Here is a 21672-nt window from a genome sequence, read left to right on the forward strand (position 1 = left end):
GAATGGGAAGAGTAGAATACGCACCGAGACAAATGTCAAACAAAATTACATTTGTACTCGAAAGGAAGAATCATGCCCCTTGAAGACGACGAACTGATGATCCGCGCGGCCTGGTACTACTATGTCGGAGGCCTCAACCAGGAGATGACGGCCAACCGGCTCGGCCTGACCCGCGCGCGGGTCAACAAGATGCTGTCGGAGGCGCGGGAAAGCGGCCTCGTCAGCATCTCGATCGATCATCAGCGCGTTGGCGTGCTGCCCATAGAGGACATGCTCAGCCGCCGGTTCGGGCTGGATTTCTGCATCTCCACGCCGGCCTTCGGTTTCCACGACGCCTCGCCCGCCGACAGCGATATCCGCAAGCAGATCGCCTTCCGCGCCGTCGGCGTCGCTGCGGCCAACCATCTGAAGACGCTTCTGGCCGAGAACGAAACGATCACGATCGGAACCGGCTGGGGGCGAACGATCGAGCAGATGACGCTGCATCTTGCCGGCGTGCGCGCGCCGCATGCCCGTTTCATCTCGGTCATGGGGTCGCTGACCGCCAACAACGCCTACAATCCCTTCGAGGTGGTGCATAACCTCGCCCGTCGCACCGGCGCGCAGGGCTTCTTCCTCCCGGTTCCCTTCATCGCCGACTCGGTCGAGGACAAGCGCGTCCTCCTGTCCCAGCGCTCCGTCGTGAAAGCGATGGAGATTGCCGAAACGGCGTCGGTCTGCATCATCAGCGCGGGCGAACTGACGGAGGAATCCCTGCTGCGCAGCCAGGGCATGATCAGCAAGGCGGAGCTGGAAAGCCTGCGCGCCGCCGGCGCGGTCGGCGATACGAACGGCATCTTCTTCGACCGGGACGGCCGGCAGGTGGATCACGACCTCAACCAGCGCACCATCGCGCTCGGCTTCGATCAGTTGAAGACGCTGCCGGTGATCCTGCTGATCGCAGGCCAGGAAAAGGCGGAAGCTGCCAAGGCCCTGCTGCGCAGCGGTATCGTCAACGGCCTGATCATCGACGGCGATGCGGCGGAGGCGGTTTCGGCGCTCGGGTAGAGGCCGCGCTGGCGTACCGCGCAAACGGCCGGCTTCGCCGGGGCGACGCTCCTGTAAACGCCGGGGACACGTGTCCTAGAACGTCGTCACGCCATGGGCGCTGGCGACGGCGCGCTGCAGATCGCCGATCGCATCGTTCGAGGCGGCGGGCAGTTCCTGGCCTTCGAGATTTTTCGGCATCTTCCAGCCAGGCTCCACGCCCTCCATGTTCGGCAGCTCATGGGCGATGCCCTTATGGCAGTCGATACAGGTCGCCTTGCCGGTGAGAAGGTATTTCGAGTGGATGTCGGCGGCGCGCTGGGTCTGCTTGGTGAAGTCCATGGCGACGGCGGAATGGCAGTTGCGGCATTCCAGGCTGTCATTGGCTTTCAGGCGCGCCCATTCGTGTTTGGCCAGTTCCAGCCGTTTGTCGAGAAACTTCTCGCGCGTGTTGATCGTGCCGAAGATCTTGCCCCAGACCTCCTTGGAAGCCTGCATCTTGCGGGCGATCTTGTCGGTCCACTGGTGCGGCACGTGGCAATCCGGACAGGAGGCGCGCACACCGGAGCGATTGGTGAAATGCACCGTGTTCGTCAGCTCCTGATAGACGTTGTCGCGCATCTCGTGACAGGAGGTGCAGAACTTTTCCGTGTTGGTCAGCTCCAGCGCGGTGTTGAAGGCACCCCAGAACATCACGCCGCCGACGAAGCCGCCGAGCGTCAGGAAGGCGAGGCTGAGGGTGGCCGCCGGCGTCGTCAGCACGGTCCAGACCCAGGCGATGAGGGACTTGATGCGCGCCATCATCATTCGCTTCCCGCCTTGGTAACGCCAAGCTCACTCATGTCCTTGAAGGTATTGCCGACGAGCGGCTTGCGGTCGGCCTGCGGCACATGGCAGGCGGTGCAGAAATAGCGGCGCGGCGAGACGTCGGCCAGCATCTGGCCCTCGCGCGTCATGTAGTGGGTGATGCTGATCATCGGCGCGCCGGCATCCTGCGAGAATTCACGCTTGTGGCAGGAAAGACAGCGGTTGGCGTTGACCGAAAGCTGATAGCCGTCGATCGAATGCGGGATGATCGGCGGCTGTTCGGGATAGGCGCGCATGCGCCTGATATCGTCGATGACCCATTTGGGCAGCGGGTCGGCCGGCACCTCCTGCATCTTGTCCCCGTCCGGGCCGGAGAGCTGCGGCACCATCTGCGCCATGGCGCTGGTGGCGATGACGGCCGCGCTGAGCGCAGCCAGCACCCATCCTCTGTGGAGGGTCATGCGACGGGTTCGATCTTGACTGCGCATTTCTTGAAATCCGTCTGTTTCGAGATGGGATCGGTGGCGTCGAGCGTGACCTTGTTGATGAGCTGGCTGGCATCGAACCACGGCACGAAGATCACACCCGGCGGCATGCGGTTGCGCCCGCGGGTCTCGACGCGCGAGCGGATCTCGCCGCGCCGCGAGATGATGCGGATTTCCGAGCCCTGGTTGAGACCGCGCTTGCGGGCGTCGTCCGCGTTCATGAAGCAGCGCGCGCCGGGGAAGGCCTTGAAAAGTTCGGGCACACGCATCGTCATCGAGCCGGAATGCCAGTGTTCCAGCACGCGGCCGGTCACAAGCCAGGTATCGTATTCATCGTCGGGAGATTCGGCCGGCGGCTCGTAGGGCACGGCGATGATCGCGGCCTTGCCGTCCGCATTGCCATAGAACTTCACGCCCTCGCCGGGCTTCACATAGGGATCGTATCCCTCACGGTAGCGCCACAGCGTCTCCTTGCCGTCGACGACCGGCCAGCGCAGGCCGCGCACCTCATGATAGGTGTCGTAGGGTGCAAGGTCGTGGCCATGGCCGCGGCCGAAGGCGGCATATTCCTCGAACAGCCCCTTCTGGATGTAGAAGCCGAAATGCTGCGCCTCGTTGTTGGCGTGGTCGGGCTTTACCTCCGCGACGGGGAACTTCGCCACATCGCTTTCGGCGTAGAGCACCTGGTAGAGCGTCTTGCCCTTGTAGTCGGGATTGGCGGCCAGGATCTCCGCCGGCCAGACCTCTTCGGTGGTGAAGCGCTTGGAAAATTCGACGAGCTGCCAGAGGTCGGAGCGGGCCTCGCCGGGCGCCTGCACGAGCTGATGCCAGACATGGGTGCGCCGTTCGGCATTGCCGTAGGCCCCCTCCTTCTCCACCCACATGGCGGCCGGCAGGACCAGGTCGGCGCTCATCGCGGTGATCGTCGGATAGGCATCCGAGACGACGATGAAATTGTCCGGGTTGCGATAGCCCTGATAGGTCTCGTTGGCGGTGTTCGGGCCAGCCTGGACGTTGTTGTTCACCTGCACCCAGTAAAAATTGAGCTTGCCGTCCTTGAGCATCCGATCCTGCTGGACCGCGTGATAGCCCGGCTTGTCCGGGATGATGCCGTGCGGAATGCGCCAGATTTCTTCCGCATGCTTGCGGTGTTCCGGGTTCGTCACCACCATGTCGGCCGGCAGGCGGTGGGCGAAGGTGCCGACCTCGCGCGCCGTGCCGCAGGCGGACGGCTGGCCGGTCAGCGAGAACGGGCTGTTGCCGGGCTCGGAAATCTTGCCCGTCAGAAGGTGCAGGTTATAGACCATCTGGTTCGCCCAGACGCCGCGCACATGCTGGTTGAAGCCCATGGTCCAGAGCGACATGACCTTGCGGTCGGGGTCGGCATAGAGCTCGGCGAGCTGCTTGAGGAAGCCGGCCTCGACGCCGGTCATCTCCACGGTCTTTTCCAGCGTGTATTCGACGACGAAGGCCTTGAAGGCCTCATAGTCCATCGGCTCGGTCTTGCCGGGATCGGCGGAATTGGCAGCTTTCAGCTCGACCGGATTGTCCGGGCGCAGGCCGTAGCCGATATCGGTGACGCCGCGCACGAATTTCGTGTGATCGCGTACGAACGCCTCGTTCACCCGGCCGGACTGGATGATGTGATTGGCGATGTAGTTGAGGATGACGAGGTCCGTGCCCGGCTTGAAGACCATCGGAATGTCCGCGAGGTCCATGCTGCGGTGGGTGAAGGTGGACAGCACCGCCACGCGCACATGCTCGTTGCCGAGCCGCCGGTCGGCGATGCGCGTCCACAGGATCGGGTGCATCTCCGCCATGTTCGAGCCCCAGAGCACGAAGGCGTCGGCATGCTCGAAGTCGTCGTAGCAGCCCATCGGCTCGTCCATGCCGAAGGTGCGCATGAAGGCGACGGCGGCGGAGGCCATGCAGTGACGGGCGTTGGGGTCGAGATTGTTCGAGCGGAAGCCGGCGCGCATCAGCTTGGTCGCAGCATAGCCCTCGAAGATCGTCCACTGGCCGGAGCCGAACATGCCGAGGGCCGTCGGCCCCTTCTCCTTCAGCACCTTCTTGGCCTGTTCGGCCATTACGTCGAAGGCCTCTTCCCATGTGACCGGCTCGAATTCGCCATCCTTGGCATAGGCGCCGTTGCGCTTGCGCAGGAGCGGCGTCGTCAGGCGGTCGGCGCCGTACATGATCTTGGACAGGAAGTAGCCCTTGATGCAGTTGAGGCCACGATTGACCTCGGCCTGCATGTCGCCATGGGTGGCGACGACCTTGCCTTCCTTGACGCCCACCATGACGCCGCAGCCCGTGCCGCAGAACCGGCAGGGCGCCTTGTCCCACTTGATCTCCAGCGCGCTCACCCCGCCCGGCACGGGCTGGGCGGCGGCGGGAAGCGTTATGCCGGCCGCCGCCGCCGCGACGCCCGCCGCCTGGGCCTTCAGGATGTCACGCCGCGTCAGTTCGCTGCCCATCAGCCTCGTTCCCTTCCAGTTCGACATGTTCGAAAACCATGTTTGCGGCAATCACCCCGTCGAGGACCGAGATGCGCATCAGCGTATCCCCGAGCACGCCGGTCGACGGCCCCTCGATGACGACGACGATCTTGCCCTTGTCCGCGCCGTGCACCTCGACATTGTCGAAGCCGGCCAATGCGGCCAGCACGCCATCGAGCGTCCCCGGCTTGGTGGCGATCACGGCGCTGGAAATATGATGCTGCCGGAGGTCAGGCATGCACGGCCTCCCGGTTTGCGGTCACGGCCGCGACTGCGCCGACGGGACAGACGGCAATGCAGGCGCCGCAACCCGTGCAGGCCTCGGCTATCAGTTCCGGCACGAACGGCCCGCCGCGCACCGGGCGAAAACGGATCGCGCCGGTGGGACAGGCGTCCCGGCAGGCCTGACAGTCGACGCCCTGGAATGGCAGACAGGAGGCCGCGATGGCGGCGACATAATCGAAACGATCGACGGGGGCGCCGGTGAAAACCGGCTCCGGACAGTGCGCCGCGCAGGCGCCGCAGAAGGTGCATTCCCCTGCCCTGAAATCGAGCACCGGCAGGCCGTCGACGAGGCTGACGATATGGGTGGGACAGTGCTCGACACAGGCGCCGCAGCCCGTGCAGGCGGCCAGCGCCGCCGCATCGACGCCGGGCGGGCGAATGGCGGCGGGGGTGTCGCGCCTGCCGCCCCTCAGAAAGTCCCGCCTCGAAACCGCCGCCTGCCGCTCCATGGCCGCGCCCTCAATGGGCGGGCGGGCCGGGCGGCCCATAGATGATCTGGAACATCCACACCAGGAAACCATAGCCCCCCACGACGCCGACGGCGACGATGGGCCAAATCCCGAATGCGAGGATGAAGAAGGTGATCAGCTCACGGCGCCGGCTGGCCTTCGGCACCTGCGGCGGCAGAGGTTCTGTCGAGACTTCGGACAAGGCTGGCTTCCTCCGACGACAAGATCACAAGGCGCGATACTAGCACCGAAAGGCCGAAAATAAAGTAGAAAAAGCCGCGGCAGCGACATCAAGGAAATACTTATCAAATATCAATTATCGTTATATCCGCGTAAATATAGCGATTGGAAAGTATTTCAGCGGACAATCCTGAAAGATACAGACAGGTTTAATAAAACAATCCCCTTGGATTTTTAGGATTCCCTGAAATTACCGCCTGACTTCTACTCCGCGATGGATTGCCGGAGAGGATGCGGCGGAAGTCGCCGCGTCCTCTCTCGCCGCTCAGGGCCAAGTGGGAGACGCGGCGCTTTTTCGCCGTACGTCACGACAAGGCCTTGAAAAACGCCCGGATATCCGCGGCGAGCAGATCGGGCGTTTCAGACGCGGCGAAGTGGCCGCCGCGGGGCATTTCCGTCCAGTGGACGATGTTATTCGAGCGCTCGGCGAAACTGCGCACGGACCGGAAATCCTGAGGGAAGACGGCGACACCCGTCGGGGTCGGGTTGTTGATCTCCCGGTAGCCGGCCCCGGTCTGGCTGTCCTCGTAATAGACGTTCGCGGCGGATCCGCTGGTGCCGGTGAACCAGTAGATCGCATTGTTGGTGAGATAGAGATCGCGATCCACCTGCCCTTTGCCGGCGCCCTCGAAGCCGAACCATAGTTCCGCGTTCCAGGCGAGCTGGCCGACGGGCGAGTCGACCAGCGCGAAGGCGAGCGTGCCCGGGCGTTTCGACTGGATGGCCTGGTAGCCGCCGTATTTCTCGAACATGGCGAGATTTGCCATGCCCTCCATTTCGAAGGGAGAAAGTCTTTCCATTTCGCCGGGCTGCCCGGTCGGAAAGGCAAAGATCTGAAGAAGATGCGTGCCGACGAGGCCTTCCGGTGCGAGGATCCCCAGTTCACGGCCGACCAGCGCACCGGCATCCCCGCCATGCGCGCCATAGGCGCTGTAGCCGAGCGCTTTCATCAGCCTGTCCCAGGCCTTTGCCGTCCGTGCACTGTCCCAGCCGGGCGACGTCATCGGACTGGAGAAGCCGAAGCCCGGCAGGGATGGAATGACGAGATCGAAGGCAATCGTTTCGTCCAGCCCGTGTGCCTTCGGATCGGTCAGCGGCCCGATGAGGGCCAGGAACTCGACGATGCTGCCGGGCCAACCATGGCTGAGGATCAGCGGGAAGGCATTCGGCACTTGCGACTTGATGTGCATGAAATGGATCGGCTGGCCGTCGATCTCCGTCATGAAATGGGGATAGCGGTTCAATTCACGCTCATGTGCCCGCCAGTCGTAACCGTCCCTCCACTGGTCGGCCAGTTCCTTGATGAAGTGAAGAGGCTGGCCCCGGGACCAGTCGCCGGTTATCGTAGCGGGCCACCGCGCCTTGGCGAGACGGTCCTTGAGATCGGCGATGGCGGCATCGCTGACCTCGATCTTGAACGGTCTTATCGAGAGCATTTGCTTTCTCCTGAATAGCGGGAATGCCGGTCGACGCGCCGGCGGCTTGTCCTGTTCAGAACGTCAGCATGCCGCGCATGACGACGATGCCGGCGCCCGAAATTTCGGGCTCGGGTGCAAGGCTGATGCGCAGAAGGCTCCTGCGTCCCATCCTGGTGCCCTGCTCGATCTCGATGGCGCCTGAAATCAGCCCCTCGCTTCCGAGATAGGCCGCAAGGGGACCGGCCGCCGTGCCGGTGGCCGCGTCCTCCCATAACCCCACCGTCGAGTTGAAGAACCGCGCATAGGCGCGATCCGGCGCGGCGCTGTCGAAGGCATAGACATAGCACCCCTCCGCGGAGGCCGCGCTCAGCACCTTGAGGAGCCCCTTGGCGGCGGGCTCGGCACGATCGACCGCGGCAACGTCGCCAAGGCGAACGAGCAGATGCGCCACGCCGGTATCGGCGACGCGCGGTGCCGGCTCGGAAAGGATATCCTCGGGCGCAAGGCCGAGGGCGGCCGCCAGTGGTGCCACGTCGGCCAGCGCCGGCCCGAGCTTCAGCCTGGACTGCGTCATGCGGCCGAAGATCCGCCCGTCCACCGGACGAAGCTCGATCGGCAGGACCTCCTCGCCGATTTCCTGCCGGAACAGCCGGGGCGCCTGGATAGGCCCAAGCTTGCCGGCTTCGGCCAGCCAGAGCCACGCCCCGAGCGCATTGTGGCCGGCGCCGACCACTTCCGCCCCGGCCGCGGTGAAGGACCGGAGCTTGAGGTCGGCCCGGTCGCTGCGCATGACGAAGGTCGTTTCGGCCTGGTTGAACTCGCCGGCGATCCGGCGCATCTGGCTCTCGGAGAGGCCATCGGCATCTTCGACGACCGCCAGCGGATTGCCGCTGAGCGCGGTATCGGCGAAGACGTCTATCAGCCCGGCGACAAGGGTTGCGCTGCTCGATTGCGGTGACACGGCTTAGCTCCTATCCTTCTGACAGGCCCGACTGTGCACCAGAGCGTCTTCGCCGCAAAACGCGCATTGCTTGTTCAATTGACAAGGGAAACTAACCATTCGTCCCTCCCTCGAATCCCTCCGCGTGCTCGAGACCTGCGTCAGCCTGGGCAGCTTTGCCGGCGCGGCAGACCGCCTGGCGCTGACCCCTGCCGCGGTCAGCCTGCGCATCCGCACCCTCGAGGCAGAGCTTGGCCAGCCCCTGTTCACACGCGTCGGCCGGCGGGTCGTCGCCACGCCCGCCGCCGTGGCCCTGGCGGGCCGGGTACGGCACGCGCTGGACGATATCAACGATGCGCTGGAAGCGTTCCATGCGGCGGCACCGGCGCTGCGCGTAACGGTTCCCCCGACCTTCGCCTCCCGCTGGCTGGCCCCACGGCTCTCGGGCTATCGCGCGCCCGGCGGCGGTGCCATCGAGCTCGACATTTCCTCCGACCTGCGCAGCCCGACCGCCTTCGACGTCGCGATCCGCACCGGACGGGGCGGATGGGACGGGCTTGACGAATATCCGCTGACGCCGGTCGACGTCACGCCGATGATCGCACCCGCGCTTCTGGGCTCGCGCAGGCTCAGCGAGCCGGAGGAGCTTGCGGAGTTCGATCTCCTACCGCATCCCGACTGGAGCAAGTGGTTCGCGAGAGCCGAGCGCGCCATGCCGGACGATTTGCGCTTTTCCGGCGTCGACTATTCGATCTTCGAGCTGATCGCCAATGCGGCAGTGGCCGGTCTCGGGGTCGCCTTGCTATCACCGACGCTCTTCCGCCCGCTTCTGGAGAGCGGGCAGCTTATCGCGCCGCTCGGCACCGTGCTGAAAGGACCGGATTGGTATTTCGCCCTGATCCGCGAAGGCGACCAGCGCCCTGCCCCGCGCGGCTTCTGCGAATGGCTGCGCGACCAGGTTCGTCAATCACCGGATTGAGCGCGGCGGAGGCAGGCCGTCATGCGCCGTCCAGGTAATAGGCCTTCTGTGCAGGATAGTAGTCCGCGAAGGACGGCAGCGCCTTGCCCTCGCGCGCGGCGACCAGCATGTCCAGGTAATATTCCCAGCCCGGCCCGACGTCGCCCGCCAGCATGCGGTCGCTGAGGGGCTGCACGAAGCGCAATTCCGTCCTGTCGCCCGTCTGCGTCAGGGTCAGCTCGATACGCCAGTCGCCGTGTTCGTCCTTCATGGTGAGGACGAGGCGGCGCGGCGCTTCGCATTCCTCGATCATCACATTCGTCCAAGGCTGGCCCTTTTCGTGAAGCAATTGCAGCCGCACGATCTTGCCCGGACCGGCATCGCCCTCCCAGCGGCCGAACCAGAGCGCGGTCTTTTCGGACGCTGACACGCTCGTCCAGACGTCGTTGATGGGCGCAAGGAATTCGCGCGTGATGATCAGGTCGTTGCCTTCAACGCGGCCGGTGGGCTTGGGGTTCATGCCGTTTCCTTCCCGTCTTTTGCGCCGTGCATAGTAGCGCGGCGCTACGACGAAAGAAACACGGGGCCGGTCGACACCCCTGGAGCGCAGGCCGCCTACCGTCCGCGCGAGACGGGGCATCTCCCCCACACCATCGTTCGCCATGGCCGGATCGACGGGCGCGATGCTCTCGCCTCCGATAGGGCGCCAACCGATCCGGACATGGTGTGCCGGTTGGCGCGGAGGAACGGGAATGCCTTCGGATCAGGCCGCTGCGGCGGCCTTGTCTTCCTGCCCGGCGATATAGGCGATGAGGGCTTCTATGCTGATCAGCGGCAGCCTGTGGTGTTCGGCAAAGGTAATCAGTTCCGGCAGACGGGCCATGGTGCCGTCGTCATTGGCGACCTCGCAGATCACGCCCGACGGGGTCTTGCCGGCAAGACGCGCCAGGTCGACGGCGGCCTCGGTGTGGCCGGGGCGGCCACGCACGCCGCGCGGATGGGCACGCAGCGGGAAGATGTGGCCCGGGCGGGCGAAGTCTTCCGGCGCGGTCGAGGGGTCCATGAGCGCCTTGACGGTCGCCGCGCGGTCGGCGGCGGAAATGCCGGTCGTCGTACCCGGCAGGTAGTCGACGGACACGGTGAAGGCCGTCTTGTGGTATTCGGTGTTATGGGGAACCATCAGCGGGATATCGAGCGCATCGAGGCGCTCTCCCTGCATCGCCACGCAGATGAGACCGCGCGCATGCTTCATCATGAAGGCGATTGCCTCCGGCGTTATCGCGTCAGAGGCGACGATGATATCGCCTTCATTTTCGCGGTTTTCATCGTCCACGACGACGATCATGCCGCCCCGTGCCAGCGCCGCGATTGCGTCTTCAATTTTCGAGAGTGCCATTCCATGTGCCTTTCAAGGGTGCCGCTACCGGCGTTTTCAATCCCTTGGGCGAACAGGTCCACACGCGCTCCCATGGGAACGCCCTGTAGACATGTCCTCTTCCATCCGGACTATGACCGTCGGCTCCGGCATCGCACCGGATCTGCTGACCCTTCCTTGCGGAAGGCGCTCGCGGGCTCCCGGATCGCTCCGGATACCGCCGGTGGGGAGTTTCACCCCGCCCTGAGAACAAGCGTAAATAAGGAACTTTGCCGGGCAAATGCAAGAGCCGGCTTTCACCGACCCGCACGATTACCAGCAGCAGAAGCCGCCATCGACGAGAAGGTCGACGCCGGTCACGAAGCTTGCCGCGTCCGAGAGCAGGAAGACGGCGGGACCGACCATCTCGTCGACGCTGGCCATGCGCTGCATCGGCGTCTGCTCCTCGAAGAGCTTCGTCTGGTGCACCATTTCCGGCCGGGTGTTCATCGGCGTCGCGGTATAGCCGGGGCTGATCGTGTTGACGCGGATGCCGCGGCCGACCCATTCCATCGCCATGGATTTGGTCATGTGGATGACGCCGGCCTTGGAGGCGTTGTAGTGGCACTGGCTGAGGCCGCGATTGACGATGACGCCGGACATGGAGGCGATGTTGACGATGGCGCCGCGGCCCGTCTTCAGCATGGCGCGCGCCTCTGCCTGGCAGGACAGGAAGACGCCCTTGAGGTTGATGTCCATCATCGTCTGGAACTGGCTTTCGGCCATGTCCTCCGCCGGATTGGCATTGGCGATGCCGGCCGCATTGACGGCGAGCGTCAGAGCGCCGAGCTCGGCCTCGGTGCGGGCGACCGCCTCGGTCAGCGCCGCGCCGCTGGTGACGTCGGCGGCGATCTGGATGCTGCGCCGCCCGGCGCGCGCGATGACATCGGCGGTCTGGGCCAGACCGTCGTCGGTACGCCGGTCGAGCAGGGCGACATCCGCGCCGCACTGGGCAAGGCCGATGGCGATCCGCTGGCCGATGCCGCTGCCCGCGCCAGTGACGAAGGCGATGTTGCCGGAGAGATCGAAGAGTTTGGGCGCGTTCAGCGTAATGTCGGACATGGTTTCTTCCCTGTTCAAATCGTCGCCAGTTCCATGACGGAGACGTCGTTGGCGTCTTCGCGGTTCAGGATGCCGGCCTGCTTGCCCTGCGCCATGACCATGATGCGGCTGGAAACGCCGAGCACTTCCTCAAGGTCGGAGCTGACCACGATGACGGCGACGCCGTCCCGCGCAAGGTCCATGATGAGATCGTAGATCGAGGAGCGGGCGCCGACGTCGATGCCGCGCGTCGGCTCGTCGAGCACCACCACCCGGGGCTTGCGCGCCAGCCACTTGGCGATCACCACTTTCTGCTGGTTGCCGCCGGAAAGCTCGCCGGCATTCTGCCCGCCACGCCCCTTCACGCCGAAGCGCTTGATGTAGTCCTCGGCAAAATCGCGGATGCGGCGGGTTGAGATCCAGCCCTTTCTGGCGATCTCCCTGAGATTGGCATAACCGATATTCTCCGCGATGGAATGATCGAGCACCACGCCCTGCAGCTTGCGGTCCTCCGGGACCAGCACGATGCCGTTGCGGATCGCATCGATGGGCGAGCGCGGGGTGACGGGCTTGCCGTGCAGCAGCACCTCGCCGGCGGAAATCGGATCGGCGCCGGTGATGGCGCGCACGAGTTCCGTGCGGCCAGCCCCCATGAGGCCGGCAATGCCGAAGACCTCGCCCTTGCGGACGGAGAAGTTGATGTCGCGGAAGGCCTTGCTGGGCGAGGACAGGCCGCGCACTTCCAGCGTCACCTCCTCGGTGGGCGTGGGCAGCGTGGGGAACATGCGCTCCAGCGAGCGCCCGACCATCGCCTCGACGATGGTGCGGATCGGAACGTCGCCCCGGTCGAATTCCTGCACCTTGGCCCCGTCGCGCATGACGACGATGCGGTCGGTGATCTGGCGGATTTCCTCCAGCCGGTGGGAGATGTAGATGATGCCGACGCCCTCGGATTTCAGCCGCTCGATCTGGCGGAAGAGCGCCTGCGTCTCCTCGCCGCCGAGCGCGGCGGTCGGCTCGTCCAAAATGAGCAGGCGGGCATTCAGCGTCAGGGCCTTGGCGATTTCGATGAGCTGCTGCCTTCCGGTCGAAAGCCCCTCGACGAGACGGTCCGGCGACACATCGAGACCGAGGCGCTGAAGGCCGGCGCGGGCGCGCTCCTCCATCACCTTGCGGTCGACCCGGCCCGATTTCATGGGATAGCGGCCGACGAACACGTTTTCGGCGATCGACAGCTTCGGCAGAAGCTTCAGCTCCTGGTGGATCATGCCGACGCCTTCGTCCATCGCGGCGCGCGGATTGGCCGGCGCATAGGCCTTGCCGAGCCAGGTCATGTCCCCGGCGGAGGGCTGCACGGTGCCGGAGATGATGTTCGACAGGGTCGATTTCCCGGCACCGTTTTCGCCGAGCAGCGCCACGACCTCTCCCGGATAGATGTCGAGATCGACACCGTGGAGAACCTTGATCGGACCGTAGGATTTCTGGATCCCTCGGAGCGACAGGATGGGAGAGCGGTTCGTCATGGCGCTGCTGCCTTTCGTTATGGATCCAAATTACGGATGGCTCTTCACGAATTCCGGCGCGTTTTCGCAGGTCGTCAGAACGGCGTTCGGCGTCTGGCGCTCCTCGACCTTCTGGCCGGCGGCGACGGCGAGCGCGGATTCGACGGCCAGAACGCCCATCTTCTGCGTGCTCTGCGTGGCCGTCGCGATATACGGGCCCTTGCACTTGGCGAGATATTCGAGAGCCGAGACGTCGCCGTCATAACCGCCGATGATCACCTTGTCCGAGAGGTTGGCAACGTCGACAGCCTTGGCCGCACCCATCGCGAGACCGTCGGCCTGGCCGAAGATGATCGTGATGTCGGGGTTCGCCTGCAGCATGTTCTGCGCGATGGTGAAGCCTTCGTCGGCCGACCACATGTTGCTCCACTGCTGGTCGACCAGTTCGACGCCCTTGTTCTCGTCGATGGCGCGCTTGCAGCCGGTGAAGCGGTCGACTTCCGGCGTCGTGCCCTTCTGGCCGTGGATGATCGCCATCTTGCCGGCGCCGCCGGCCTTGCCGATGATGTACTTGCAGACTTCGTAGGCGGATTCCACGCTTTCGCCGGCGATGAACGTATCACCCGGCGCGCCTTCCGGAACGCGGTCGACGTTGATGACGGGGATGCCGGCTTCGCGGGCAAGGCGCGTCGGCACCGCGGCGGCGGCGGCGCCGGCCGGGATGTAGATGAACGCGTCGATATCCTGCGTCATCAGGTCCTGCACCTGGCTGACCTGGGTGTTGGTGTCGTTCTTGGCATCGACCACGACAACCTCGATGCCCTTTTCCTTGGCGTGCTTTTCGACGCCGAGCTTGATCTGGTTGAAGAAGTCGGCCTGCAGGTTCGGAACGGCGAGGCCGATCTTCTTGACCTCGGCGGCGGATGCCGGAAGTGCGAACATCGAAGCAGCGGTTGCCGCCATCAGCAGTCTGGACAGTTTCATGGTTTCTCTCCTCCGAGTTACCCGGCAGCCCCCGCCCCTGCAGGAAGCCGCCTTCCTTTTGCCGGCCCGCACCATTGCTGGCCGTTTTCACCACCCCGCCGCCAACCGGCCGCGGGATGAAAACCGTTATTTGCGCTTGCGGTAGGTCTCCGCGGTGACGGCGAGCACGATGACGGCGCCGATGATGACCTGCTGCATGAAGGGCGAGACGCTGAGCAGGTTGAGGCCGTTGCGCAGCACGCCGATGATCAGGACGCCGATGATGGTGCCGCCGATGCCGCCCGTGCCGCCCGAAAGCGAGGTGCCGCCGATGACGACTGCCGCGATGGCGTCGAGCTCATAGGAAACGCCCGAGGATGGCTGGACGGAGTCGAGGCGGGCAGCGAGCACCATGCCCGAAAGGCCGGCAAGGAAGCTGCACACCACATAGACGAGCACGGTCGCGCGCTGGACGTTGATGCCGGCAAGGCGCGCCACCTCGGCATTGCCGCCGACGGCATAGAGCACGCGCCCGCCGTGGCGATAGCGCTGGTAGAGAAGGCCGACGATGAAGACCACGATCATCACGGCAACCGTCAGCGTCAGGAAGCCGCCGAAGCGAACGATGGCCATCGTGTTGAACCAGGCCGGGAAGCCGATGATCTGCTGGCCGTCCGTGATCATGTTCGCAAGACCGCGCGTGATCGACATCATGGCGAGCGTCGCGATGAAGGCCGGCACGTTGAACCGCGTGATGAGCAGGCCCGCAACGAGGCCGTTGAGGGCCGCGACCAGCAGGGCGAGCGGGATCGCGAGAGCCATGGGAACGCCGGCCACGACATTGAGATAGCCGAGCACCATCATCGCCAGCGCCATCACCGAGCCGACCGCAAGATCGATGCCGCCGATCAGGATGACGAGCGTCATGCCGACGGCCATGACGCCGAGCACGGTGATCTGGTCGAGCACGTTGAGGAAGTTGCGGACCGACAGGAACTTGTCCGTCGCAAAGGTGAGAAACAGGCACAGCACGATCAGGCCGATCAATGGCCCGGTGGCGCCGCGCAGCGACGGAAGCAATCCCCCGGCGAACCCCTGTCTTTCTTTCACATCCGCCACCATGAGCACTCCTCCCGGTCGTTCGCGGCCTTGCTTTGTCTATCGCATAATTATTCATTACTGTGTGTAAATTCGTACCCTATCGACTGAAAGCCTGTCAAGGCGCGTCTACCGGAATTTTTTAGGGCTTTCTAACGCTATTTCCGCTTGACTTGCCGGGCATCCATGCAAATATATGTATCACTGTATATTTATTCACGATGAGGGTTTCATGCAGCCGAACGATCTCGACCGTATCGCTCGACAGATCCGCCTTCGCGATCTGCAAGCGGTTTATGAAGCTGGCGCAGGCCATATCGGTGGGGAAATGTCGGCCATCGACATCCTGACCGCGCTCTATTTCCGCGTCCTGCGGATTTCGCCCGACGCGCCGAAGCGGCCGGACCGCGACCGGTTCGTGCTCTCGAAGGGACATGTGGCGCTGGCGCTCTATGTGACGCTCGCCAAGCGCGGCTTCATTCCGGAAGAGGAGATCGGCACCTTCCTCAAGCCGCATTCGCGCCTCAACGGCCATCCGAACTGCAACAAGGTGCCGGGCGTCGAGACCAATACCGGTCCGCTCGGCCATGGCCTGCCGGTTGCCGTCGGCATGGCGAAGGCGGCCAAGCTGACCGGCGCCAGCTACCATACCTATGTGCTGACCGGCGACGGCGAAATGCAGGAGGGCTCGAACTGGGAGGCCATCGCCTCGGCCGCGCAGTTCGGCCTCGACAACCTGACGCTCGTCATCGACCACAACCGCTTCCAGCAGGGCGCCTCGCTGAAGGACACCAACAACCTCGCGCCCTTCCCGGCCAAGCTGGAAGCCTTCGGCTGGGATGTCACCGAGATCAACGGCAACGCCATGGACGAGATCGTTCCTGCGCTCGAGAAGCGCGGCACCCGTCCGCACTGCATCGTCGCCCACACCAACAAGGGCCACGGCATTTCCTTCATGCAGGACAAGGTCGACTGGCACCACAAGGTGCCGAGCGCCGAACAGTACAAGATTGCCGTGGCTGAGCTTTCGGAGGCCCTTTGATGAACGCCGTGACCCCTTCTGCCAAGCTGCACGACTGCCGTGACGCCTTCGTCGCCGTGCTGGAGCGCCTCGGCGCCGACAATTCCAGCATCGTCGCCGTCTGCAACGATTCCGTCGGCTCTTCCAAGCTCGGCGGCTTCAAGTCCAAATGGCCGGAACGCCTCGTCAATGTCGGCATCGCCGAACAGAATCTCGTCGGCGTCGGCGCCGGCCTTGCCAATGGCGGCCTGCTGCCCTTCGTCTGCGGCGCGGCCTGCTTCCTGACCGGCCGCTCGCTGGAACAGATCAAGGCCGACATCGCCTACTCCAACGTCAATGTGAAGCTGATCGGCATCTCCTCCGGCATGGCCTATGGCGAACTCGGCCCGACGCACCATTCCATCGAGGATTTCGCCTGGACCCGCGTCCTGCCGAACCTGCCGGTCGTGGCCCCCTGCGATTCCATCGAAACGGCCGCGGCCGTGGAATGGGCGGCCGCCTATGACGGTCCGGTCTTCCTGCGCCTCTCGCGCGTCGGCGTTCCCGATCTCCTGCCGGAAGGCCATATATTCGAGCTTGGCAAGGCGAACCTGCTGCGTGACGGCGATGCCGTCACCCTCATCGCCAACGGCACGCTGACCCATCGCATGATGAAGGCCGCCGCCATCCTTGCCGAACAGGGCATCGAGGCGCGCGTCCTCAACATGGCGACGGTGCGTCCCATCGACGTCGAGGCCGTGGTGGCCGCCGCCCGCGATACGGGCGCAATCGTGACGGCGGAGGAACACTCCACCTTCGGCGGCCTCGGTTCGGCCATCGCCGAAGTCGCGGTGGCGGAAGCGCCCGTGCCGATGAAGATCCTCGGCGTTCCCGGCATCTTCGCCCCCACCGGCTCGGCGGAATTCCTGCTCGACGAGTTCGGCATGTCCCCCGCCGGCATCGCGGAGGCCGCCATCGACTTGATCGCACGAAAATCTTCGCGCACGTAAGCGCGCAACCAGATTTCGTGCCGGGCGCGGCAAGACCTCCCTTTCGCCGCGCCCTTTTCTTCTTCCGCTTCCCGGAGCCGCCATGACGACTGCCATTCTCGCCATCGACCAGGGCACCACGAATTCGAAGGCCGTGCTTGTCTCGACGGCCGGGAACATTCTGGCGCGCGGCGCGTCTCCCGTCGGCATCGAGCATCCCCAGCCGGGCTGGGTGGAGCAGAGCCCGTTGCGCCTGTGGCAATCGGTGCAGGAGGCGATCGCCGCCTGCCTCGGCGCGGCACCCGCCGTCGACATCCTCGGCATCGCCATCTCCAACCAGCGCGAATCCGTTACCGTCTGGGACGCCGCCACCGGCGAACCGCTCGGCCCCGTGGTGAGCTGGCAGTGCCGCCGCACCGCATCGGCCTGCGCCGAGCTGATCGCCGCTGGCCATGCGCCCCGCGTCCAGGCGCTCACCGGCCTTCCCATCGACCCGATGTTCCCCGGCCCCAAGATGAAGTGGCTGCTCGACCGCGTGCCCGCCGGCCGCGCCGTGCGGCTCGGCACCATCGACGCCTGGCTGATCCATTGCTTCACGGGCGGCGCGGTCCATGCCTGCGATGCCGCCAATGCCGCCCGAAGCCAGCTCTACGACCTCAACCGGCAGGTCTGGAGCGACGAACTCTGCACCCTCTTCGGCGTCGACACATCCGCCTTGCCGGAGGTGCGCGACAGCGCGTCCCGCTTCGGCGTGACCAAGAACGTGCCGGGCCTTGCCGACGGTATCCCGATCGCCGCGGCCATCGGCGACAGCCATGCCGCGCTCTTCGGCCACGGCGCCTTCAATCCCGGCGACGGCAAGGTGACCTTCGGCACCGGCTCGTCGATCATGACGACCCTGCCGCGCTTCATCGCGCCCGAGCGCGGCATCACCACGACCATCGCCTGGTCGATCGGCGGCGCGCCGACCTACGCCTTCGAGGGCAATATCCTCGTCTCCGCCGCCTCGCTGCCCTGGATGGCCGATATGCTCGGTCTTGCCGACGTGCAGGCCCTCACCGAGCTTGCCGCCACTGCCGACCCTGGCGGCCCTGGCTTCGTGCCCGCCTTCGTCGGCCTCGGCGCGCCCTATTGGCAGTCCGATGCGCGCGCGCTCTTTTCCGGCATCACCTTCAACACCAGCCGCGCCCAGATGGCCCGCGCCGTGACGGACAGCATCGCCTTCCAGGTTCATGACGTCTTCAAGGCCATGTCGTCGCAATCGCCGACGCCGCTTGGCCGGCTCTATGCCGATGGCGGACCGAGCAAGAACACCTTCCTCATGCAATGCGTCGCCGACACGCTGAACCACCCCGTCATCCAGTGCGACGCACCGGAGGCTTCCGCCCTCGGCGCGGCTTATCTCGCCGGTCTGTCGCTGGGCATCTGGCCGGATCTTGCCGCCGTCGCCGCCCTGCCGCGCGCCGTCAATGCGCTTGCCCCGCGCGCCTCGGATACCGCCGCCCGCTTGCAGGTCTGGCAGGATGCAATCTACCGCTCGACCGTTTCCGGTCCTTCCTCTATGAGTGAATAAAAATTCACGCTTGGAGGTTTCATGGGACGGCTCAACGAGTTGCGACTGATCGCCCGCATCGCCCAGATGTACCACATCGACGGCAAGCGGCAGGCCGAGATCGCCGAGACCATGCACATGTCGCAGGCCACCGTTTCGCGCATGCTGAAACGGGCCGAGCAGGAAGACATCGTGCGCACGACGGTCATCCCGCCGGCCGGCACCTTTGCCGATCTGGAAACCGCCCTGCGTGAGCGCTACGGCCTCACCGAGGCCATCGTCATCGACTGTTCGGAAGATCGCGACGGGGCGATCATGGCGCGCATCGGCGAAGCCGCCGCCCATTTCCTCGAGGTCACGCTGCAGCAGGATGAAATCATCGGCGTCTCGAGCTGGAGCCAGACGATCCTGCGCCTGGTGGACAATATCCACCCGCTGAAGAACGCCAAGGCCAAATACATCGTGCAGATCCTCGGCGGCATGGGCGATGCCTCGGTCCAGACCCATGCCACGCAACTGACGGCGCGCCTTGCCCGGCTCACCGGCGGCGAGCCGCGGCTGCTGCTCGTCCAGGGCATCACGTCCTCGCGCGAGGCGAAGCTCGTCATGCTGGCGGACCCCGTCGTGCGCGAGACGATGGACCTCTTCGGCCGCCTCAGCCTCGCCATCGTCGGCATCGGCGCGGTCGAACCGTCGGAGATGCTGGCCCGCTCCGGCAACACCTTCTCCCGCCAGGAAATGGCGATGCTGCACGAGGCAGGCGCGGTCGGCGAGATCTCCTACCGCTTCTACGACAAGGACGGCAAGCCGGTGGAAACGCCGCTCAACGACCGCGTCATCGGCATCTCGCTGGAAGACCTGCGCAAGACCAACCGCGTCATGGCCCTTGCGGGCGGAGAATCGAAGACCCAGGCCATCGCCGGCGCCCTGAAACTGGGCGTCGTCGACGTGCTTGTCACCGACAAGTTCACTGCGGCACGGCTCACGGCCTGATCCATCCCGGATCAGTCTTCGGCCTGCTGCGCATTATGGAGAAAAGACCATGAGACGTTTTGCAGGCCAGACGGTATTCGTCACCGGGGGCAACAAGGGCATCGGGCGCGGCATCGCCAAGCGCTTTGCCGAAGAGGGTGCAAAGGTCGCCATCGCGGCTATCGAGAAGGACACGGTCGCCGCCGCCGAGGCGCTGGCCGCCGAAACCGGCACCGAGGTGATCGGCCTTGCGCTCGACGTGACCGACGCCAAGGCCGTGCAGGCCACCTATGGCGAGGCCGAAGCGAAGCTGGGCGCGATCTCCGTTTCCGTGCAGAATGCCGGGGTCATCACCATCGCCAAGGTCGAGAACCTCACCGAGCGCGAGTGGGACCTCAATCTCGACGTCAACACGAAGGGTGTCTTCCTGTGCTGCCAGGAGGCGATCCGCCGCTTCCGCGCCAGCGGCACCAGGGGCCGCCTCGTCAACACCGCCTCCGGCCAGGCCCGGCAGGGTTTCATCTACACGCCCCATTACGCCGCTTCGAAGTTCGGCGTCGTCGGCCTGACGCAGAGCCTTGCCAAGGAACTCGCCCGCGAAGGCATCACCGCCAACGCCATCTGCCCCGGCATCATCCACACCGAGATGTGGGACTACAACGACCGCGTCTGGGGCCAGATGCTCGGCGAATACGGTCCGGGCGAACTGATGGCCGAATGGGTGGAGGGCATTCCGATGGGTCGCGCCGGCACGCCGGCGGAAGTCGCCGCCCTCGTCGCCTTCCTCGCCTCCGCCGATGCAGCCTACATCACCGGCCAGACGATCAATGTCGACGGCGGCCTGATCATGTCGTGACGCCGGGCCATCCGGCGACACGGACCTTTACAGTCGGTCGGGCCGGGCGCCCAGATCGCCCGGCCCGACCGCGAAAATAACGGGAACCTCCCCGGCGCACCGGCATCCAATGTCGCGTCAACCGAAACAGGCGCCGGACAGGCCGGCGCCAGGGAGAACCCGATGAAGATCCTGATATTCACGTTCAGTGCCGCCTGCCTCGCGCTCGCCGTCCCCTTTGCCGCCGCCGCCGACAAGCCGACGGATCCGCAGATCGCCCATATCGCCTACAGCGCCGGCGTCATCGACGTGGAGGCCGCCAAGCTCGCGCTGACCAAGACGAAGAATGCCGACGTGAAGGCCTTCGCGGAATCGATGCAGAAGGACCACGAGGCCGTCAACGACATGGCGCTCGCGCTCGTCAAGAAGCTGAACGTGACGCCGGAAGACAATGCCACCAGCCAGGCGCTGGCCAAGGCGGCGGAGGAAAAGCGCGCCGAACTCGGCAAACTCGACGGCGCGGCCTTCGACAAGGCCTATATCGACAACGAGGTCGCCTATCACAAGCAGGTCAACGGCGCGCTGGAGACGCTGCTGATCCCCTCCGCCCAGAACGGTGAGCTGAAGGGCCTGCTGGAAACCGGCCTGAAGCTGTTCCAGGGCCATCAGCAGCATGCCGAGCACGTCGCCGCGGGCCTGAAATGAGCGGCGGCCTTCTCAACCGGCGGCAGGTGCTGGTGACGGGCGCCGCGGTTCTGGCCGGCGCGCGCTTCGCCCGCGCCCATAACGGCACCGTGCATGTCACCATCGAGAAGCTCGCCTTTCAGCCCGCCGAGATCGAGGTGAAGGCGGGCGAGATGATCGAGTGGACGAACAAGGATCCCTTTGCCCATACCGCCACCGTCAAGGGTGGCTGGGAGGTGGTCATTCCCCCTGGCAAGGTAGCGACGCATGTGGCGAGCCCCGACGATACGGTCGACTATTACTGCCGCTTCCACCCCAACATGAAGGGGCGGATCAAAATCGCCTCCTGAGAAAAGCCATTGCCGAGCACCTGTGTCCGGCAATGGTCGCATGTGCCGCAAGGAACAGGTTCCGCGTAGAAAGGCAGATCGCCCATGGACGCCAGAGTCACCCATTTTCCGCGTGTCGATGATCCGTCGAGCCGCCCCTCCCAGAAGGAGGCGGAAGACGCCGTCC

General features: G+C 65.0%; 23 protein-coding genes and 1 riboswitch. Of the genes, 9 read left to right on the top strand and 14 right to left on the bottom strand.

Translation table 11 applies throughout. The features are described 5' to 3' along the window. The first annotated feature begins 72 nt into the window (after positions 1 to 72). Positions 73 to 1047, top strand: coding sequence for a sugar-binding transcriptional regulator (locus V8U06_RS27190; RefSeq protein WP_427143330.1), 975 nt, complete (start codon positions 73 to 75; stop codon positions 1045 to 1047). A 75-nt stretch (positions 1048 to 1122) separates the two neighbouring features. Here V8U06_RS27190 and V8U06_RS27195 read toward each other — a convergent pair whose 3' ends face one another. The 8 genes from V8U06_RS27195 to V8U06_RS27230 all read right to left on the bottom strand — a co-directional run bounded on the left by V8U06_RS27195 (position 1123) and on the right by V8U06_RS27230 (position 8169). Next, complete coding sequence (locus V8U06_RS27195) at positions 1123 to 1827, bottom strand: cytochrome c3 family protein (protein ID WP_427143349.1); 705 nt, start codon at positions 1825 to 1827, stop codon at positions 1123 to 1125. 2 nt (positions 1828 to 1829) lie between these two features. Then, on the bottom strand, positions 1830 to 2321 hold the full coding sequence (locus V8U06_RS27200; RefSeq protein ID WP_226923312.1) for a nitrate reductase cytochrome c-type subunit: 492 nt from the start codon (positions 2319 to 2321) through the stop codon (positions 1830 to 1832). Then, on the bottom strand, positions 2291 to 4795 hold the full coding sequence (napA, locus tag V8U06_RS27205; protein ID WP_427143331.1) for a periplasmic nitrate reductase subunit alpha: 2505 nt from the start codon (positions 4793 to 4795) through the stop codon (positions 2291 to 2293). The genes V8U06_RS27200 and napA overlap by 31 nt, the downstream gene beginning before the upstream one ends. Further along, positions 4770 to 5054, bottom strand: coding sequence for a chaperone NapD (locus V8U06_RS27210; RefSeq protein WP_427143332.1), 285 nt, complete (start codon positions 5052 to 5054; stop codon positions 4770 to 4772). Before V8U06_RS27210 ends, napA begins: the two co-directional genes overlap by 26 nt. Continuing rightward, positions 5047 to 5550 carry a ferredoxin-type protein NapF gene (locus V8U06_RS27215; RefSeq protein WP_427143333.1) on the bottom strand — a complete coding sequence of 168 codons (504 nt, stop codon included), beginning with the start codon at positions 5548 to 5550 and terminating at the stop codon, positions 5047 to 5049. The genes V8U06_RS27210 and V8U06_RS27215 overlap by 8 nt, the downstream gene beginning before the upstream one ends. A gap of 10 nt (positions 5551 to 5560) precedes the next feature. After that, positions 5561 to 5752, bottom strand: a complete 192-nt coding sequence (gene napE, locus V8U06_RS27220; RefSeq protein WP_226923326.1) for a periplasmic nitrate reductase, NapE protein — start codon at positions 5750 to 5752, stop codon at positions 5561 to 5563. 343 nt (positions 5753 to 6095) lie between these two features. Beyond that, positions 6096 to 7226 (bottom strand): epoxide hydrolase family protein, encoded by a 1131-nt coding sequence (locus V8U06_RS27225; RefSeq protein ID WP_427143334.1) that lies wholly within the window; start codon positions 7224 to 7226, stop codon positions 6096 to 6098. Between the two features lie 55 nt (positions 7227 to 7281). Then, entirely contained in the window at positions 7282 to 8169 is an 888-nt protein-coding gene (locus tag V8U06_RS27230; RefSeq protein WP_427143335.1) for a PhzF family phenazine biosynthesis protein, read from the bottom strand. Positions 8170 to 8266: 97 nt separating this feature from the next. Between V8U06_RS27230 and V8U06_RS27235 the strand changes: the two genes are divergently transcribed. Continuing rightward, positions 8267 to 9127 (top strand): LysR substrate-binding domain-containing protein, encoded by an 861-nt coding sequence (locus tag V8U06_RS27235; RefSeq protein ID WP_427143350.1) that lies wholly within the window; start codon positions 8267 to 8269, stop codon positions 9125 to 9127. A gap of 19 nt (positions 9128 to 9146) precedes the next feature. Here V8U06_RS27235 and V8U06_RS27240 read toward each other — a convergent pair whose 3' ends face one another. The 6 genes from V8U06_RS27240 to V8U06_RS27265 form a co-directional block, all read right to left on the bottom strand. Next, positions 9147 to 9626, bottom strand: coding sequence for an SRPBCC family protein (locus V8U06_RS27240; RefSeq protein ID WP_427143336.1), 480 nt, complete (start codon positions 9624 to 9626; stop codon positions 9147 to 9149). 243 nt (positions 9627 to 9869) lie between these two features. Then, positions 9870 to 10502, bottom strand: a complete 633-nt coding sequence (ribB, locus tag V8U06_RS27245) for a 3,4-dihydroxy-2-butanone-4-phosphate synthase (RefSeq protein ID WP_427143337.1) — start codon at positions 10500 to 10502, stop codon at positions 9870 to 9872. An 89-nt stretch (positions 10503 to 10591) separates the two neighbouring features. Then, positions 10592 to 10736, bottom strand: a riboswitch (FMN riboswitch). A 57-nt stretch (positions 10737 to 10793) separates the two neighbouring features. Next, positions 10794 to 11582 (bottom strand): SDR family oxidoreductase, encoded by a 789-nt coding sequence (locus tag V8U06_RS27250; RefSeq protein ID WP_427143338.1) that lies wholly within the window; start codon positions 11580 to 11582, stop codon positions 10794 to 10796. A 14-nt stretch (positions 11583 to 11596) separates the two neighbouring features. Next, a complete protein-coding gene (locus tag V8U06_RS27255; RefSeq protein ID WP_427143339.1) occupies positions 11597 to 13084 on the bottom strand; it encodes a sugar ABC transporter ATP-binding protein in 1488 nt (495 codons plus the stop codon). 30 nt (positions 13085 to 13114) lie between these two features. Beyond that, on the bottom strand, positions 13115 to 14047 hold the full coding sequence (locus V8U06_RS27260; RefSeq protein WP_427143340.1) for a substrate-binding domain-containing protein: 933 nt from the start codon (positions 14045 to 14047) through the stop codon (positions 13115 to 13117). A 126-nt stretch (positions 14048 to 14173) separates the two neighbouring features. Beyond that, positions 14174 to 15148 (bottom strand): ABC transporter permease, encoded by a 975-nt coding sequence (locus tag V8U06_RS27265; protein WP_226923360.1) that lies wholly within the window; start codon positions 15146 to 15148, stop codon positions 14174 to 14176. A gap of 208 nt (positions 15149 to 15356) precedes the next feature. Between V8U06_RS27265 and V8U06_RS27270 the strand changes: the two genes are divergently transcribed. From V8U06_RS27270 to V8U06_RS27300, 7 genes are all read left to right on the top strand, one after another. Continuing rightward, positions 15357 to 16166 (top strand): transketolase, encoded by an 810-nt coding sequence (locus V8U06_RS27270; protein ID WP_427143341.1) that lies wholly within the window; start codon positions 15357 to 15359, stop codon positions 16164 to 16166. Then, positions 16166 to 17134 (top strand): transketolase family protein, encoded by a 969-nt coding sequence (locus V8U06_RS27275; protein WP_427143342.1) that lies wholly within the window; start codon positions 16166 to 16168, stop codon positions 17132 to 17134. Before V8U06_RS27270 ends, V8U06_RS27275 begins: the two co-directional genes overlap by 1 nt. A gap of 82 nt (positions 17135 to 17216) precedes the next feature. Beyond that, on the top strand, positions 17217 to 18686 hold the full coding sequence (locus V8U06_RS27280) for an FGGY family carbohydrate kinase (protein ID WP_427143343.1): 1470 nt from the start codon (positions 17217 to 17219) through the stop codon (positions 18684 to 18686). A gap of 21 nt (positions 18687 to 18707) precedes the next feature. After that, on the top strand, positions 18708 to 19658 hold the full coding sequence (locus V8U06_RS27285; protein WP_427143344.1) for a sugar-binding transcriptional regulator: 951 nt from the start codon (positions 18708 to 18710) through the stop codon (positions 19656 to 19658). Positions 19659 to 19707: 49 nt separating this feature from the next. Beyond that, the gene (locus V8U06_RS27290; RefSeq protein ID WP_427143345.1) at positions 19708 to 20493 is read left to right on the top strand and encodes an SDR family oxidoreductase; all 786 of its coding nucleotides are present in this window, start codon (positions 19708 to 19710) and stop codon (positions 20491 to 20493) included. Positions 20494 to 20655: 162 nt separating this feature from the next. Then, complete coding sequence (locus tag V8U06_RS27295) at positions 20656 to 21177, top strand: DUF4142 domain-containing protein (protein WP_427143346.1); 522 nt, start codon at positions 20656 to 20658, stop codon at positions 21175 to 21177. Further along, positions 21174 to 21506, top strand: a complete 333-nt coding sequence (locus V8U06_RS27300) for a cupredoxin domain-containing protein (protein ID WP_427143347.1) — start codon at positions 21174 to 21176, stop codon at positions 21504 to 21506. Before V8U06_RS27295 ends, V8U06_RS27300 begins: the two co-directional genes overlap by 4 nt. Positions 21507 to 21672 lie beyond the last annotated feature (166 nt).

The sequence above is a fragment of the Shinella sp. G-2 genome (genome assembly GCF_050172695.1).
Classification (GTDB): domain Bacteria; phylum Pseudomonadota; class Alphaproteobacteria; order Rhizobiales; family Rhizobiaceae; genus Shinella.